At 71.1% G+C, this 15,193-nt stretch carries 17 protein-coding genes and 1 pseudogene; 15 read left to right on the top strand and 3 right to left on the bottom strand.

Annotated elements, in window-relative coordinates; translation table 11 throughout:
• Window positions 1–6: 6 nt before the first annotated feature.
• From ACFW22_RS25970 to ACFW22_RS25900, 15 genes are all read left to right on the top strand, one after another.
• A complete protein-coding gene (locus ACFW22_RS25970; protein WP_386408882.1) occupies window positions 7–753 on the top strand; it encodes a hypothetical protein in 747 nt (248 codons plus the stop codon).
• Between the two features lie 182 nt (window positions 754–935).
• On the top strand, window positions 936–1,250 hold the full coding sequence (locus ACFW22_RS25965; RefSeq protein ID WP_386408986.1) for an SH3 domain-containing protein: 315 nt from the start codon (window positions 936–938) through the stop codon (window positions 1,248–1,250).
• Between the two features lie 105 nt (window positions 1,251–1,355).
• Entirely contained in the window at window positions 1,356–1,835 is a 480-nt protein-coding gene (locus ACFW22_RS25960) for a hypothetical protein (protein WP_386408880.1), read from the top strand.
• Window positions 1,836–1,858: 23 nt separating this feature from the next.
• A complete protein-coding gene (locus tag ACFW22_RS25955; RefSeq protein ID WP_386408984.1) occupies window positions 1,859–2,278 on the top strand; it encodes a hypothetical protein in 420 nt (139 codons plus the stop codon).
• 10 nt (window positions 2,279–2,288) lie between these two features.
• Window positions 2,289–2,702, top strand: coding sequence for a hypothetical protein (locus ACFW22_RS25950; RefSeq protein ID WP_386408878.1), 414 nt, complete (start codon window positions 2,289–2,291; stop codon window positions 2,700–2,702).
• Window positions 2,703–2,743: 41 nt separating this feature from the next.
• Complete coding sequence (locus ACFW22_RS25945) at window positions 2,744–3,535, top strand: winged helix-turn-helix transcriptional regulator (RefSeq protein WP_386408876.1); 792 nt, start codon at window positions 2,744–2,746, stop codon at window positions 3,533–3,535.
• Window positions 3,532–4,017 (top strand): regulator, encoded by a 486-nt coding sequence (locus tag ACFW22_RS25940; RefSeq protein WP_386408874.1) that lies wholly within the window; start codon window positions 3,532–3,534, stop codon window positions 4,015–4,017. The genes ACFW22_RS25945 and ACFW22_RS25940 overlap by 4 nt, the downstream gene beginning before the upstream one ends.
• Window positions 4,014–5,249, top strand: coding sequence for an MFS transporter (locus ACFW22_RS25935; RefSeq protein ID WP_386408872.1), 1,236 nt, complete (start codon window positions 4,014–4,016; stop codon window positions 5,247–5,249). The genes ACFW22_RS25940 and ACFW22_RS25935 overlap by 4 nt, the downstream gene beginning before the upstream one ends.
• 36 nt (window positions 5,250–5,285) lie before the next feature.
• The gene (locus ACFW22_RS25930; protein ID WP_386408870.1) at window positions 5,286–5,579 is read left to right on the top strand and encodes a hypothetical protein; all 294 of its coding nucleotides are present in this window, start codon (window positions 5,286–5,288) and stop codon (window positions 5,577–5,579) included.
• Window positions 5,580–5,622: 43 nt separating this feature from the next.
• Complete coding sequence (locus ACFW22_RS25925) at window positions 5,623–6,852, top strand: ATP-grasp domain-containing protein (RefSeq protein WP_386408868.1); 1,230 nt, start codon at window positions 5,623–5,625, stop codon at window positions 6,850–6,852.
• Window positions 6,849–7,724, top strand: coding sequence for a DUF317 domain-containing protein (locus tag ACFW22_RS25920; protein ID WP_386408866.1), 876 nt, complete (start codon window positions 6,849–6,851; stop codon window positions 7,722–7,724). Before ACFW22_RS25925 ends, ACFW22_RS25920 begins: the two co-directional genes overlap by 4 nt.
• Before the next feature lie 30 nt (window positions 7,725–7,754).
• Window positions 7,755–8,243, top strand: a complete 489-nt coding sequence (locus ACFW22_RS25915; RefSeq protein ID WP_386408864.1) for a hypothetical protein — start codon at window positions 7,755–7,757, stop codon at window positions 8,241–8,243.
• A 58-nt stretch (window positions 8,244–8,301) separates the two neighbouring features.
• A complete protein-coding gene (locus ACFW22_RS25910; protein ID WP_386408862.1) occupies window positions 8,302–9,093 on the top strand; it encodes a DUF317 domain-containing protein in 792 nt (263 codons plus the stop codon).
• 35 nt (window positions 9,094–9,128) lie between these two features.
• Entirely contained in the window at window positions 9,129–10,853 is a 1,725-nt protein-coding gene (locus ACFW22_RS25905; protein ID WP_386408860.1) for a collagen binding domain-containing protein, read from the top strand.
• Between the two features lie 49 nt (window positions 10,854–10,902).
• Complete coding sequence (locus ACFW22_RS25900; protein ID WP_386408858.1) at window positions 10,903–11,979, top strand: SpaA isopeptide-forming pilin-related protein; 1,077 nt, start codon at window positions 10,903–10,905, stop codon at window positions 11,977–11,979.
• 127 nt (window positions 11,980–12,106) lie between these two features.
• On the opposite strand, the gene ACFW22_RS25895 is transcribed toward ACFW22_RS25900, so the two are convergent.
• The 3 genes and pseudogenes from ACFW22_RS25895 to ACFW22_RS25885 form a co-directional block, all read right to left on the bottom strand.
• A complete protein-coding gene (locus ACFW22_RS25895; protein WP_386408856.1) occupies window positions 12,107–13,168 on the bottom strand; it encodes a hypothetical protein in 1,062 nt (353 codons plus the stop codon).
• A gap of 936 nt (window positions 13,169–14,104) precedes the next feature.
• Window positions 14,105–14,455, bottom strand: coding sequence for a hypothetical protein (locus ACFW22_RS25890; RefSeq protein ID WP_386408854.1), 351 nt, complete (start codon window positions 14,453–14,455; stop codon window positions 14,105–14,107).
• Window positions 14,456–14,582: 127 nt separating this feature from the next.
• Window positions 14,583–14,802: pseudogene (locus ACFW22_RS25885) on the bottom strand (IS5/IS1182 family transposase); the annotation flags it as partial.
• Window positions 14,803–15,193 lie beyond the last annotated feature (391 nt).

Genomic DNA, 15,193 nt, shown 5'->3' with positions numbered 1-15,193 from the left:
GCCCCCTTGCCCTCCACCGATCCGGCGTCCGCCCGCAAACCCATCCCTGTCGTTGATTTCGACCTGGACGGCCTCGACGCCGACGAAGAGGTCCTCCTCGCTTTCGACCGCACGGTCGGCGTGGGCCAGGACATGCTCACCCCGCTCGCTACGCACCACTCCGCCGACGGCGTGAACAGCTACTACGTGCTGTTCGACGGCTCCGTCACCTGGGGAATCCCCGGTGCGCCGCAGCTGATGGCCCTGCACCTCCAACGGGACCGAGACACAAGGACGTTCTCCTTCGAAGGGGAACGGCTGCCGCTGCCCTCGATGGCCCAGTCCTGGCTCATCCACCGCGGCTGCCCGCCCGACGCCATCGGCCTCGATCCCAAGCTGGGGCCACCTGCGGCGGACGAGGCGACACGCGCCCTGGAGCGCCGCCTCGCCGGCGACGGCGACCACTACGCCATGGGCTACTCCTACACCCGCGACGACCCGGACGACATGGTCACCGTCGTGGCGCTGCGCGCCTTGGACGAGCGGGCCCCCAGCCCGTTCCGCGTCCTGGTCGAAGAGGTCGACACCGACGCGTGGACCCACACCCTGCGCGAGGGCGGATTCGACACCAAGGAAGAGGCCCTGCACTGGTGCTTCAGCCGGCTCGACGGCGAGGCCGGTCCTCTTCCGGCGGTCCGTCCGACAGCCGCAGCCACCCGCCCGGCCGGCTTGCCGAAGGGCCCTGCCGCACACCCGCCGGGCCGTACTCGCTGAGCACCACGGCCTTCGGGAGCGGCGAAACATAACCGACGATCGCCGGTTAGCCAAACCGGCGATTCTCCGGACTCTTATTGCAGCCGCCGGGACAACTCCCACGGCGCCATTCCATGTCACCCCCATGCCTTTACGGAGGTCTCTTCCGCATGCGCTCCACCCGAATTGCGCTTTCCGCGGCGATGCTCGGCGCGCTCGCCCTGCCGGTGCTGTCCACCGCCACCGCCAGCGCGGCACCCCCCGCCGTGCCCGCGGCCCTCGCGAGCAGCTGCTACGACCTGCCCCCGCTGCCGTACGAGGTGCACACCGCGGCCGTCGTCATCCGGTCCAAGGCCACCACGAAGTCCACCGCCCTCGGCGTGCTCTACCGCAGCCACACGTTCACCGTGCACAAGAAGAGCGGCAACTGGCTCTACATCACGGACAGGACCACGGGCGTCAAGGGCTGGGTCTCCGGCACGTACGTCTATCGCGACGTCCGCATGTGCCTCGACTGAGAGCCGCAACCGCGCCCGCACCGTCCCGCGGGCTGAACTGCCGGGACGACGACAAGCTCCCCGCCTTCCCCTCCGGCATCGGCCTTGCGGAAAGGAACCCTTCCCTTGTCTGACGACATACCCGACATCGGCGAAGACGTCGTGGGCGTGCTCACCGCACAGATCGAAGCCCACTTCGCCATGGGCATGGACCACTTGAAGGCCGTGGTCACCAACGATCCGGCCGCGAACCCGTACGTCACCGACATCGTCAAGTGGCACGGCCTGCTTCTCGACGCCCAGAGCGCGCTCGACCGTGCCGAGGACGATCTCCTCGCCGCGCTGGAGACCCAGCCCAGTGAGGTCGACGACCCGACGATGGGCCTCGCACACCGGGTGAACGCGGCCGTCACCGCCCGCGACGGCCGGGCCCTGGTCGTGCGGTGGCTCCTCGACCCGGACGCCCCGGGGAAGACGGACCTCGCCGCCGAACGCCTGGCCCGCCTTCGTTCCCGAACGGGGCCGGCCGTACCGACCAGCCCGGCGCGCCGGACCGCGGGAGTACCCGCGCCGGCTGTGGCACGAGCGGGAAGGGCCCTGCGGTGAGCGCGCGAATCAAGACCAGCACCATGGACGGCGAGCTGCAGGAGGTTTTCGGCGCCCCCGTCTGCGAGCTGCACGAGGCCGCTTGCGGCGCCGATGCCTCTCCCGCGCTGGCCCGGGCGATGGAACTGCGCTCCTTCCTCGCCCTGGCCGAGGAGCAGGTCGCCCGCGTGCGCGACCGCGTCCACGCGGACATGCGACCGGACCGCGACATGGGCGAGCTGTCGGCGGACCAGCTCCGCTTCGACTCGCAGTGGCTGGAGGCGGCGCTCGACGCCCGAGACGGCTACCGCACCGCGCTCGGCGAGCTGCTGCGCACCATGCCCTCGCCCGACCAGCGGCCCCGGCCCGTCCGCATGGCCCAGCTCAGGGCCACCACCACCCTGGCCCCGCCTGCCGCCCCGGCACCTTCGCCCGCCGGGGCGGCCCGGGCCCGCCGACCGTGAAAGCCACCGTTTGCCCCCTCCCACGTCCACCGAGATAGCCGGACGGATCGAGGACCTGTACGGCGCGCCGCTCGCCGACCTCGAAGCCTGTGTCCAAGACCAGCCACCGGGGATGCTCGCCGCCCTGCTCGGCATGCACACCGACCTCGCCCTCGCCGAGCGCAGCATCACCTTCCACCGTGATCAGCTCGCCCGGCTCCTGAACCCGGAACGGCAGATCGACCGGCACGAGGTCTCCCACCTCCTCGACGGAGCCCGCCGGCTCGCCGAAGCCGTCGCCGCTCGCGACGCCCAGACCAAGTCGGCGCTCGCCGTCCTGCAGAGCCTGACCCGGACCCCGGACCCCGCAGCCTCACCGCCGGCATCCACGCCGCCCGTACCAGCTCCGCCCCGCCCGGCCCAGAGCCCAGCGCGAAGCCGCTGACCCGCAGGCGAATCCCTCTTCACTTCCCAGGAGTTCCTCCCTTGGCCATCACCGCCCTGCCTCCCGACACCGACGCCGACATCGCCCGGGTCACCGAAGCCCTCGCCATGATCACCCCGCGCTGGAACGTCAGGATCATGCTGGCGCTCTCCGGCCCGCCGCTGCGCTACAGCGAGCTGGCGGCCCGGGTGCCGTGGCTGCTGAACGGCCAGCTCCACCCCAAGCTGAAGTCGCTGTGCGACGCCGGGCTCGTCGAGCGCGCCGAGCACACCGCGCGGCACGTCACCTACGGCCACACCGGCCGTGGCGCCGACCTGCTGCCGGTGCTGCCGGTGATCGTCACCTGGGCCGAGGAGCACCTGGAGAGGCCGGACCGGCCGCTGCCCGCGATCGAGCAGGTCGAGGACAGCCTGACCTTGCTCACCCGGCGTCACGCCGCCGCCCTGCTGTGGGTCCTCAAGCAGCGCGGGGAGTCGAGCGGTCGGACCCTGGCCAGGATCGTCATGCCCAGCAGCGACTGGACCAACGTCTACCCGCCGCTGCGGCAGCTGGTGGCCGACGGCTTGGTCGACACCGACGGGATCGGCCAGCCCTACCGGCTGTCCGCGGCCGGCGACGCCCTGGGGCCCGTGCTCGGATCCCTGTCCGCCTGGTCCGCCGGCCAGCCCCTCCGCCAGGCCGACCAGCACCCGGTCTGGGGGCACCCCCAGGCGACGCCCGCGCCGAAGGGATGGGCCAGCAACCAGCCCACGTGGCGCAACCGCGACCTGTTCTCCCACGCCATGCCCGCCCGCCCGATGGCGGCCATCCCGGCGGGAGGCCCGCGCCGATGACCACCCTGTTCACCTCCGCCGAACTGCACAGGGCCACCGCACTGCTGGCCTCGCCGCCGCTGGTCCGGCTCATCACCGAGATCGACGACAACGGGGCGATACCGCCGCGACGACTGGCCGGCATCATCTCCGACCTGTCCAGACACCACCTGTGCTGTGCTGTCGAGACGGCCCGCACCCATGGCCTGGTCCGGTCCGTGCCCGGCGTCGGCCTGGAACTCACCGAGACCGGCTCGGCCCTGGCCGACCTCTACGACGCGACCGCCCGATGGGCCCGCCACCACAACCGTCCGCAGCCGGTCAGTGATTTCACCAGCCGCGTCCGGCACACCTTCGACCTCCTGGCGGCCTCGCTCGCGACCGACGCGCTGGACGGCTCGCGGGCCGAGACCAGCCTCGATGGTCTTCGCGAGTTGATGCTCCAGTGGCTGGCCGGCAATCCGCAGGTCACCGCCCTACCTGAGCCCGAGCCGGTCGCGTGAGCGCAGCGGTCATGCCCCGGCACGCGCGCCATAGCGCCGGGCTGATGGGCGGCATCTACCTGCCGCGTACGGCGGACGCCCTGGCGTTCGCCATGTCCACCTACGGCATCCCCCTCCTCGTTCTGGCCACCACGAACTCCGCCGCACTGACCGGCGTCGCCTTCGCGTTGGAGTGGATCCCGCGGCTGGCCGCGTTCGGGTGGGCCGGGTCGGTCGTCGACCGGCGCGGAGCCTCCGTCGTCTTCCACCTCGCCTCCCTGGGCCGGGCGCTGGTCCTGGCCGCCGGCGCGGTGCTGCTCTACCTTCACCCGTCCGGCACCGTGGCGAGCGTGACTGTGATGGCGCTCGCGGCGACCACCGGCGTGCTCACGGAGTTCAGTTACATCGCGGCCGAGACCGCGGGCGCCGCCGCCGGCCGCCGGGCCGGTGCACGCGCTCACCGGGTCCAGGCCGTTCTGCTCGGCATCGACCAGACCGCGACCCTGACCGGCCCCGCGCTGGCCGGACTGCTCCTGCTCACCGGCCCGCCGCAGATGCTCGCGGCGATCACCGCGCTCTCCCTGCTCGCCGCGCTGCTCGCCTTGCGCACACCCCCCTCGCCCGTCGCCCCGGCCCGACTGCCCAAGAAGCAGACGAACGCCGGCCTGGCCACGGGATGGCGCACTATCCGCTCTCTGCCCGCGCTCGGCTGGCTCGTGACCGGGCTCACTGTGTCCAACCTGGCCACGGGCCTGTTCCAGGCAGCCGGGCCCGTGATCGTCGTCCAGCACTTCGGGCAGTCGGCCACCGCCGTCGGCCTGGTCTGGTCCGCTGCCGCCGGAGCGACGCTCCTGGCCGTCACCATCTGCCGGTTCGCGATCGACCGCCTGGGCCTGTGGCCGGTCGGCGCCGCCTGCGCCGCCCTCGCTTCGCTCGCCTGTCTCGCCGCCGCCCAGGCCCCCGACTACCGCTCCTACCTGGTCCTCGTCGCCCTCCTCATGGCGGGCGAAGGAGGCATGACCGTGGTCCTGCGGACCCTGCGCTCCCGCCTCATCCCGCCGGAGAAGTTCGGCAGCACCCTGTCGGTGACCATCCTCATCCTCCTGCTGCCCTTCCCCGTCGCCGGCGTGCTCACCGCGCTCACCCCGCCCGAGGCACTGGGCCACGTCATCACCGCCTGCGCCGCCCTGCAGGCGCTCGGGCTGTTCTGCGCCTTCGCCCGCCTGCGTACCGATCCCGCCCTGCACATCTGACCCCGCCGCACTCTTCCCCAGCCTGTGGAGAACCCCATGCCCGTTGTCGCTCTCGGCCCGAACCCCGCACGCGGTCGCACCATCACCGAGCAGTTCCACGCCTTTGACGCACGCAACCCGCACGTGTACCGCGCCCTGGAACGCCTGGCTGCCCGCCGCCTCGCCGCCGGCGCCACCCGCGTCGGCGTGAAGGACCTCTTCGAGGACCTGCGCCGTGACGGCGTCGTCGGGCTGAACAACAACTTCACCGCCCTCTATGCCCGCCGCCTGGTCGACGACCACCCTCGCTGGGCCGGCGCGTTCGAGCTGCGCCGCCGCTGCGCCGCCTGACGTCCCCCGCTTCCGCCCTCCACCGATACGGAGAAGCCCCTTCTTGTCTGCTCGTCCCCTCCTGCTCGTCGTCTCGCCGGGCGATGAGATCTATCGCGGTTACTGCCTTGAGCAGGTGGCCGCCTCCTACGACGTGGTCCTGCTGACCGGCACCGAGCCGTCGTGGGAGAAGCCGCACATCGTCGATCACGCCGTTGCCGACCTCGACAGCACCACCGATCTGCTCGCCGCCGGCCGCGCCCTCGCCGAGCGCCACGAACTGGCCGGCGTGGTCACCTGGTCGGAGTGGCATCTCGTGCCCACCGCCCGCCTCGCCCGCGCGCTCGAACTGCCCACGAACTCCGTTGAGGTGATGCGGGCCTGCCGCAACAAGGCCACCGCCCGCACCCTGTTCGCCCGCCACGGCGTGCCCTCGGCCGCCTCGATGACGGCACGGTCCCTGGTGGAGGCCGGGCTGGCGACGATGACCATCGGCTACCCCGCCGTCCTCAAGCCCGCCGCGTTCGCCGGAAGCATCGGCGTGATCCGCATCGACCGGCCCGAGCAGCTGCCCGACGCCTTCACCTTCGCCTCGGCCGGTGCCGGCCAGAGCCGCGAGGACACCGCGGTCCTGGTCGAGGAGTACCTCGACGGCCCGGAGATCTCGGTCGAGTGCGTCACCCACCGCGGCCAGACCACCGCCGTCGCCGTCACCCGCAAGAGCCTCGGCCCGCCGCCGTACTTCGAGGAGACCGGCCACACCGTCGACCCCGACGACCCGCTCCTCGCCCAGGTCGCGCCGGTCGCCGCCGCCGCGATCAAGGCCCTGGGCATCACCGACGGTGTCCAGCACGTCGAGATGCGCCTGGTCGAAGGCCGCCCCCGCCTCATCGAGGTCAACGCCCGCATCGGCGGCGACATGATCGGCCACCTCGTCCGCCTCGCCACCGGCATCGACCTGCCCAAGGCCGCAGCCGACCTCGCCTGCGGAAACAGCCCAGACCTCACCCCGACCCGGCACGAGACCGCCGGTATCCGCATGCTCTACCCGACCGCCTCCGGCACCCTCACCCAGCGCCACATCAACCAGGAATTCGCCGCCCGTACCCCCTGGCTGCACCCGGTGCGCTGGACCCGCCAGGTCGGCGACGCGATCCTCCTGCCCCCGCACGGAGACCTGCTCACCGCCCGCGCCGGGTTCTACATCGTCACCGGCCGCGACACCACCGAGGTCAACGAGCGACTCGACACGGCCGCCGACGAGATCACCGTCACCACCCAGGCGGTCCGATGAGCCCCGCGCCCGACCCGCACTCCGGCATCGACGGGGACGTCTACGTCTCTCCCCGCCATCTCGCCGGCTCCCTCGGGATCGGCGACCCCGCACTCGCCCCGCTGCGCGCACTCGGCTGGGACCTGGAGCACGACGACCTCGGCAACCTCTACGTCAACTCCCCAGACCACAAGGTCCGCCTCGGCTTCCTGCCCGAAGGCGAGGACGACGGCCTGTGGCGGATCAACGCCTACAAGGACCCCTTCGGCCCGCCCGCGTGGGGAGTGTGCTTCAACGACTCCACCCCGACGGAGTTCGTGACCGCCTTCACCACCGCGCTCGCCCAGGCATACGAGCAAGGCCCGGACGCCTACCTCACGCGCCCCGTGGCCGACAGCGCGGAGCACAACCCGTTCCTTGCCGTCGCCGTGCTCGTCAACCGAGGCTGGCAGCTCGACCGCCCCGAGCCCGACACCTTCGCGGTCAAAGCCCCCGACGGGCTCGCCGCGCTCCACTTCACCGTCGGACACCTCGCTTCGGAAGACGAACTCACCACCCGCTCGGCCCGCTGGGAGATCTGGGCGGGCACCTCCCTCGACCGACCCTTCTGGTACGCCACCGCCAGCACCGACACCCCCGTCGCCCTGCTCAAGGCCGTCACCGACTGCGTCTGCGACCCGGCCCCGCTGCCGCGCTGGCGCAAGGACACGCACAGCTACGTCGCGGGCATGGCCCAGCTCACCCCCATCCTCCCGCCCAGCCCGCCGGCTCCGACCCCGCTCGACGTGAAGCGGGCCGTCGCCTCCCGCCGTCCGGCCGCGCTTCCCGCGACAAGCGTCCCGCGCTGGAGCACCACGACCGGCCGCCCGGCCCTGCCCGGCCCGCGCCGCTGACACCCGCTCGACCTCGACCGGAGACACCTCTTGTCCCTGCATGCCCCCGAGTTCTTCGCCGAACTGTGCCTCCCCTTCCCCGACAGCACCGTCGTGGGCAACACCTACTACGCCACCCCCGTCACGGGCACACCGCTACGGCTGCGGATCAGCTTCGCCGGAAGCATCTACGCGGACACGTTCGGCGGCCTGCGTCTGGCGGTCGTCCACGCGGATCGGGGCGAGATCGATGCGGTGGCGCTCGACTTCGTGGACCACGGCACCTTTCACCGCCGCGACGAGGCCCACAACACCACGGTGAACAGCAAGCAGTACGGCAGGTTCTCCGTGTCCCGTCGGCCCGGCAATCCGCCGTGGGAGGGCGCCGTCACCACCGGGCTGCGCGACGCCATCGAGCAGTACACCGCCGTCTGGTTCCCCGGCGCCTGGGCCGCGTCGGCGACGCGCCGCACCGCGGGCCGAACCGCTCACAAGACCCCCGCCCCGCCGTCCGCCCGCACCGGTGGCCGCGCCCGGTGAGCCCAGCCCTCCCATCCCTGTGCCGAGCGCTTCGCTCGGCCTGTCCAGGAGCCACTTCGTGTCGACCGACCCGTTCCAGCAGCTCGGCCCCGCCCAGAAGGTGAAGGTCCTTCCGCGCCACCTGGCCGGACCCGGCCCCATCAGTGCCCACACCGCCTGGCCCTTCCCCTTCGACAAGGACTGGTCACTGCACCAGCCCGAGGAGGACACCACCTTCGCCACCAGCCCCTGCCTGCGACTGTGGACGAGCCTCGTCCTCGAACCCGACCAGCCCCGCAAGGGAACGTGGACCATCGCCGCCCACCGCGTCCCCTTCGGCCCGGCCTCCTGGCAGATCACCCTCGACGCCACCACACCGGTCGAGCTGCTGCACGACCTCCATACCGAACTCCTCGACCTCTACCTCGAAGACCGGCACAGCGACCTCGACTGGCTGCACAAGGACGAGATCGCGCCGCACGAGGCGTACGCACCGCTGTTCGCCCGAGGCTGGAGCCACCAGGTCAAGACCGACGGCACGCAGATCTTCCTCGCACCAGACGGGCTCGGGGGCATACGGCACCGCTACGCCACCATCGGACCCGACAAACATGCCTGGAGGGTCTGGGGCGGATACCCGAGCGAACCCCACTGGCAGGCGCGCTTCTCCTCCGGTACGCCCACCCCGCTCGTCGCGGCCTTCACCGCCTCGCTGATCTCCACCGAGCCGGTCCACCGCGCCGTCCAGGACGTCCCCTCCCACACCCGCCGGCACCTCTACGTCGCCGCACCAGCGCCGGCCAAGCAGACGACCGGCCCTCTGCCCGTCGCCCCGCCTCCCCAGAGCCCCGGCCCCGGCCGATCCCTCTGAACTCTTCCTCTCACCCGATCCAAGGAGTCTTCCTCGTGCATGCCCGAACCGTTCGCGGTGTCCTTCGAACCCTGGCCGTGGCCACCGCCGCCGGCGTGGCCGGCACCCTGGCCTGGACTCCCGCCCAGGCGGCCCCCGCCCCCGTCTCCCTGGGACCCGGCTACACGACCCCCGACTCCGAAGGCAACGCCGACGCCTCCCACATCGGCGCCTACGGTCCGCCCGGCCCGGCCGTCCATGGCGACGTCGAGACCTACTGTGCTGACCCCGAGCGAAAGGGCCCCGCCGACGCCGGCGGCTACAGCGCCCCGCAGCCGGTGACCTCCTGGACCTCGTCGGTGACCGGCAAGGCCGTGCCCACGGAGCGTCTCGCACAGGCCGCGTACGTGATCGGCAAGTACGGACAGACCCGCGACAACGCCCGAGCGGCGGCCGTGGACGCCGTCGTGTACGAATACCTGGCCGGCGGCACGTACGCCCTCGACGGCGCCCGCGGCAAGCAGCGCCTCGCGTACCCCGTCGTGTCTCCGACCGCCCGCACCCTCGCCCAGGGCTACCTCGCCGAGGCCCAGCGCCTCGCCGGCCCCTACAGCCTCACGATCACCCCCCAGGTGAAGACCACCACGGCCGGAACCCAGGTCACCGTTGCCGTGAAGGTCGCCACCAAGGCTGGCACCCCGGTGCCCAAGGTGAGTGTCGCGCTGGCCGAGTCCGGCCCCGGCACGGCATCCGGCAAGGTCGTCACGGACAACGCCGGTACCGCGAGCTGGTCGTTCACCGCGAAGACTGCGGGCACCGCGAGCATCAGTGCGACCGCCGACGGTCTGCCGGCCACCGGCCTTCAGGTCCTCACCCCGAAGAACCCCGCGGCCCAGCGCATGCTCCTCGCGGGCGGTACCACGAGCGTCAAGGACGCGGCGAGCGTCACCGTGGACGAGGCGCTCGGTGGCATCACCATCCGCAAGAAGGACCCCGAGGGCACCCGGCTGGTCGGCGCCGCCTTCCAGCTCCTGGACAAGGACGGCAAGCAGGCCGCCGAAGGCAAGACCGATGAGCAAGGCGTCCTCGTCCTCGACGGGCTGCGGGCCGGCACCTACCGGCTGCGCGAGACCTTCTCCGGCAGCCCGCTGCACGACCTGGTCCCCGAGCAGACCATCACCATCACCGCCGGACGCACCGCCCAGGCCAACCCCCTCGATCTCGTCGACCCGTTCAAGAAGGCCGATCTGCTCGTGAAGAAGGTCGACAAGAACACCGGCGAGGCCCTCGCGGGTGCGGTCATCACCATTCGGACCGACGAGACGGACAAGACCGGCAAGCACACCCCCGGCAAGATCCTCACCACCCTGACCACCAGCACGAACGGCACCGCCCGTGCCGAGCTGGACGTCACCCTCCGAGCAGGCACCCGCTACTGGGCCGCGGAGGCCAAGGCCCCTGACGGCTACCAGCTCGACACCACCCCGGTCGCCTTCACCGCGAAGCCCGGCACCGACGTCACCGTCACCCTCGCCGACCGCACCACTCCGAGCGTGCCGCCCACCACCCCGCCGCCGAGCCCGAGCGTGCCGCCCACCACGCCCCCGGCCGCACCGAGCACGCCCCCGACGCCGCCGAGCGCCCCGCCGTCCGGCTCCCTCGCCCACACCGGCGCCGACACCACGCCGTGGCTGATCGGCGGCGCCGCTGCTCTGCTCGCCGGCGGCTCCGGCCTCTACCTGATCAGCCGCCGTCGGCGCACGAGCGACACCGCCAGCTGACCGACGAGCCCGCCGTCCCCCTACCGACCTCCCGCTCGGAGCAACAACCATGAAGCACCACCACGTCCTGCCCACGCTCGCCCTGGCCGCTACAGCCGTGCTTGCCGCAACCCCGGCCGCATTCGCCGCCTCGTCCTCCGACCCGATGCCCTCGCCCTCCACGGCCCGCGCCGAGACGCCCGTCTCTGACGCGGGCGGCATCGAAATCACCACGAAGGACCCGGCTGGGGACGTGCTCTCCGGAGCCACGTTCCTGCTGCTCGACTCCGCCGGCAAGGAGGCCGGAAACGGGAAGACGGACGCCCAGGGGAAGCTGACCTTCCCCGACCTCGCGCCGGGCGTCTACCGGCTCAAGGAGACCGCCTCCGGCAGTCCCCTCCACGAGGCCGTGGCCGACCAGGACGTGATCGTCACGCCGGGCGCGACCACCCGGCTGACGATCACCGACCCGTTCAAGGCCGCCAAGGTCCTGCTGCAGGCCAAGGACGACAAGACCGGCAAGCTCTTGGCCGGCGCGACCGTGAACATCGGCACTGGTGACACGACGCTCCTCACCCTCACCACCGGGACCGGAGGCACGGCTTCCGCAGGGCTGCCGGTGTCCAGCCGGAAGGCAGAGTTCTGGGCCATGCAGATCAAGGCCCCCGCCGGCTACGACCTCTACAAGCCGTCGAAGACGTTCACCGCCGGCCCCGGCGCCCCGGTGACCGTGACCGTCACCAACGCCGCGACCAACCCGAAGCCCACCCCCTTGGACAAGCCGACGCCCAAGCCCACCAGCACCCCGTCCGCACCTACCGACGAGCCGAGCAGCAGCCCGACCAGCGCTCCCAAGCCCACGCAGACTGACACCGGCACGCCGGGCACCGGCTCCTCGCCCACCGCGGACGGGAGCGCGCTCGACGCCTCATCGTCCACCGCATCGCCATCCGCCCCCGCAACCTCGACCGGCGACTCCGCGCCAGCCGCCCCGATAGGTTCCCTCGCCCACACCGGCGCCGACACCACCTCATGGATCGCCGGAGGTGCCGGCCTCCTCGTTGTCGCCGGCGCCGTCACCCTGGTCGTCACCCGCCGCCGTGGGGCGGCCGAGCGGGAACCGGACGACATCAGCGAGACCATCTAGCCGAAGATCCCCCCAACAGCAGGCCCCTGGGACGCCGTCCCGGGGGCCTACTCTCGCCTATCGCCGTGCCACGCTGGCTCCACCACGCGCCGCCCTACACAGCGCCACATGCTGCCTGGTTCCGGCCCTATGCCACTACCGGCGCCTCCGGGGCACGAGACCCACTGCGCTCGAGCCAGTGGTCGACCCAGGCAGGTACGGAGAGGGCAAGCTGCTGCTGGGCAGCGAAGGTTGCCGGGCGGTGCTCCTGGATCTGCTTCAGGCGGTCGCCGCGGCGCTGGATGGCGCGAACCTCCAACACTCCGCGCCGATCGGCCAGGCCGGCGGCGACGGTGGTGCACTGGTCGCTGTAGCCGGGCGGCAGATGACAGGAGCAGTGTTCGTCCACGGTGGTGAGGGGCAGGCCCCAGTCGGGCGCCGCGAGCAGTGCCATCAGCCGTCGGTGGCCGGTGGCGCCGGAACCTTCCGCGAACGTGGGGTCGATGATCCAGCGTTCGCCACCGCCGCGTTCGTGGTGGCCGAGCCAGCCGGTCACGGCCAGAGGCGCCCCCAGGGTGCGGATTACGCCGGCACGGCGCAGCAGCCCGCTGGTCAGCCAGGCCGACGCCGCGGTGCCCCGGCTGCCCGGCCGCCGGTAGGGAAGCTCGGCCGGGTGCCACTGGGCGGGCCGGTCGTGGTGGCAGGGCGTCATGCCGTAGGCGCCCAGTCGCCGGTCCTGGACGTCGACCGCGTGCAGCCACTCGTCGGGGTCCAGACCGAGCAGGGTGACGGAGGCGGACGTGTTCGGTACGCGCAGCACCACCTGGCCGTCCTCGACGTGGGTACGGGCCCCCGGCACCCCCTTGACGTCGCCGTACTCGTCGGAGCGCGGCAGCAGAGCCTCGGCCAGGTCCAGCGCCTGGGACTCCTCCGGGTCGCGCCGCTCGGCCAGGTCGGCCTCGAATCGGACCAGGAGGCGGTCAGAGCGCGGGTCGACGTACTTGATGCCCCATGGGTACACAGTGGTGATCCGGCGCCAGGCCAGTGCGGCCATCACCCGGGCCTCCAGCAGCATCTGGTCGGAGTCCGGTTGCGGGATCAGCAAGGAGCCGGGCATGGCGGCTTCGACCCGGCGTCGGGCGGACTGCCAGGGCATCCCGGTGTACAGGCGTAGCAGTTCGGCGCGACGTTCGACGGCGGTTGTTTTCATGACTCGACGCTCCTCAACACCGCGGAGCCGTCCCGACACAGCACGCGCGGCGGAGAGCCACGATGAACATGCGGACCACGCAGCGGCGCCGGCCGAGTTGGCTTCTCCACGGCATGCTCGATGTCGGGTCGAGCACAGGGCAGGGACCCCGCCGGGCCCACCGCTCCACATTGGATCGCATAGACCTGGAGCAGGCCCGGATCGATGTGATGACGCGCCGAGGCGTCACCCGAACATCGCGGTCGGACCTGGAACGAATCATTGGGCATATCTGCGGGGCCGATGCGGAACAGGACCGGCAATGTAGAAACTGACGGTTTAGAAGTCGTTTCTCTTGGTGAGAGGTCGCCGGGGTAAAGGTCATTGTGTGAGAGGACGAGTACGGCAGATGCCTGGAGGCGTAACGGCGGCTTGACCGAGTTGTGGCAGCAGCACTGGCTCAACTTTCCTTCGGCCGGTACAAGCTCCGCGACCCGTATCGCCGCCTGCATCCAATCAGAGCCCGGGGATTCTTCTATGGTGCGGATTCGCGGCTTACCACCACTCCGCTACTCCGGCTGCGGCCAAGAGGAGTGCTGCCGTCACGATTAGGAGGATCGACGCCCTGCGGCGGTACATGTCGATCCTCTCTGGCAACTCCTTCGCCCCTCGGTCAGCGTCAAGTTCATGGCTGTGGTCTCTCACGACCTCCGCACGGGCGCGCTGGCACGGCTCCCATGCGAGAGCCAGGCACGCAGCTGTCAGAAAGGCGCAGGTGAGGAAGGCGAAGCGTAGGACGCCAGCGTCGCGGAAGACGCTCGCACCCAGGTCCCCCGCACCAAACAAGCCCAATCCGGCAAGGCCAGCGCCCATGTAGGTGATCCGCTTGATCTCGTACTCGGCCTGATTCTTCAAGTGCCCCCACGTACCCATGCGCATGACTCACCTCACCCTCGACTAGGGCGGGCCTTCCCACCAGCCATCGATGATGTCGAGGTAGATGCTCGCGAAGGCTTGAAGTTGTTCCGCCCGCAATTCTTCTTCGCCAGGGTAATAGCTGCGCGAGATGGCGCCAGCGGTAATGACTTCGGCGTAGAGGCGGATAGCTTCCTCGGGTGGCTCCCCGATCGACCTACCTAGGCGTGATTCGTCCGATGCCACTCGGTACAAAGTGTGCATCGCCTTTTCAAGCGTTGGTTGGGCTGCTGAGATTTGTTCCTCTGGGAGGCCGGGGCGTTCCCAGCCGTTTCTGAACGATTCATTCGCGATGGCAAGCCAACGATCCTCGCCCGCTGTCGGTGCGCCCACGCTGGATCACCCCTCTACTGCCCATGGCGAGCGACTGTCCCATGCCCGCCGCGTGGCCCCCTTCAAGCATCCGTCACGGCCCTACCCTCAGCAACTTCAAGAGGAGCGCTGGCCTGTGAGGCAGTGCGTGTAGCTTCGTCGGCCTGCGGCGGCGAGGCCCACGCCAGGAGCGGATGGGCAGGATGCCGCGCACGGGCGGCTCCAGGCCCTGGCTGTCAGGCATGTTCGCACTGGAGATACCCGGGGGACAGCGGCAGTCCGTTGCGATCGGTGATCCGGTGGATCTTCGATCCCAGCTTGCCGTGGTCGGTCGGATTCGGTCCCGTCAGTGGCCCCCTTTTTGCTCGGGCCTGCGGGGAACGAACCAGAGACGGTTGGCGCAGTTCGTCTTCACCGTCATCAAGCCACGCCGCTTGGCAGTCCACCCAGCCGTTCGGGCATCGGAACGCGCCCCGGGGTACCCGGCGTGGGATGGTTCCCCACAGCCCACGGGGCGGTGAGGCTCCAACGGAAGAGGGCTCACCACCTCACATACCCGTGCTCGGCCACCTGCGCATCGTGTAGGAAGGCCCAGGAAGTCGGCAGGTAGGCGTCGTCACGGCCGCGGATGACACGGGCTTCCGGGCGGCGCGCCGGCGGGTCGGCTAGCCTCGCGCTTTCATGAGGCGGGGCGTCCGAGGCTTGATCAAATAAGCGGAGAGTGCTTCTGACCTGCAACGATGGGACTTGTCTAGGGTC

The sequence above is a fragment of the Streptomyces sp. NPDC058872 genome (assembly GCF_042743065.1).
In the GTDB taxonomy this organism is placed as follows: domain Bacteria; phylum Actinomycetota; class Actinomycetes; order Streptomycetales; family Streptomycetaceae; genus Streptomyces.
The sequence above is the reverse complement of the archived record's forward strand: the minus strand, read 5'-3'. Positions and strand labels throughout refer to the sequence as shown.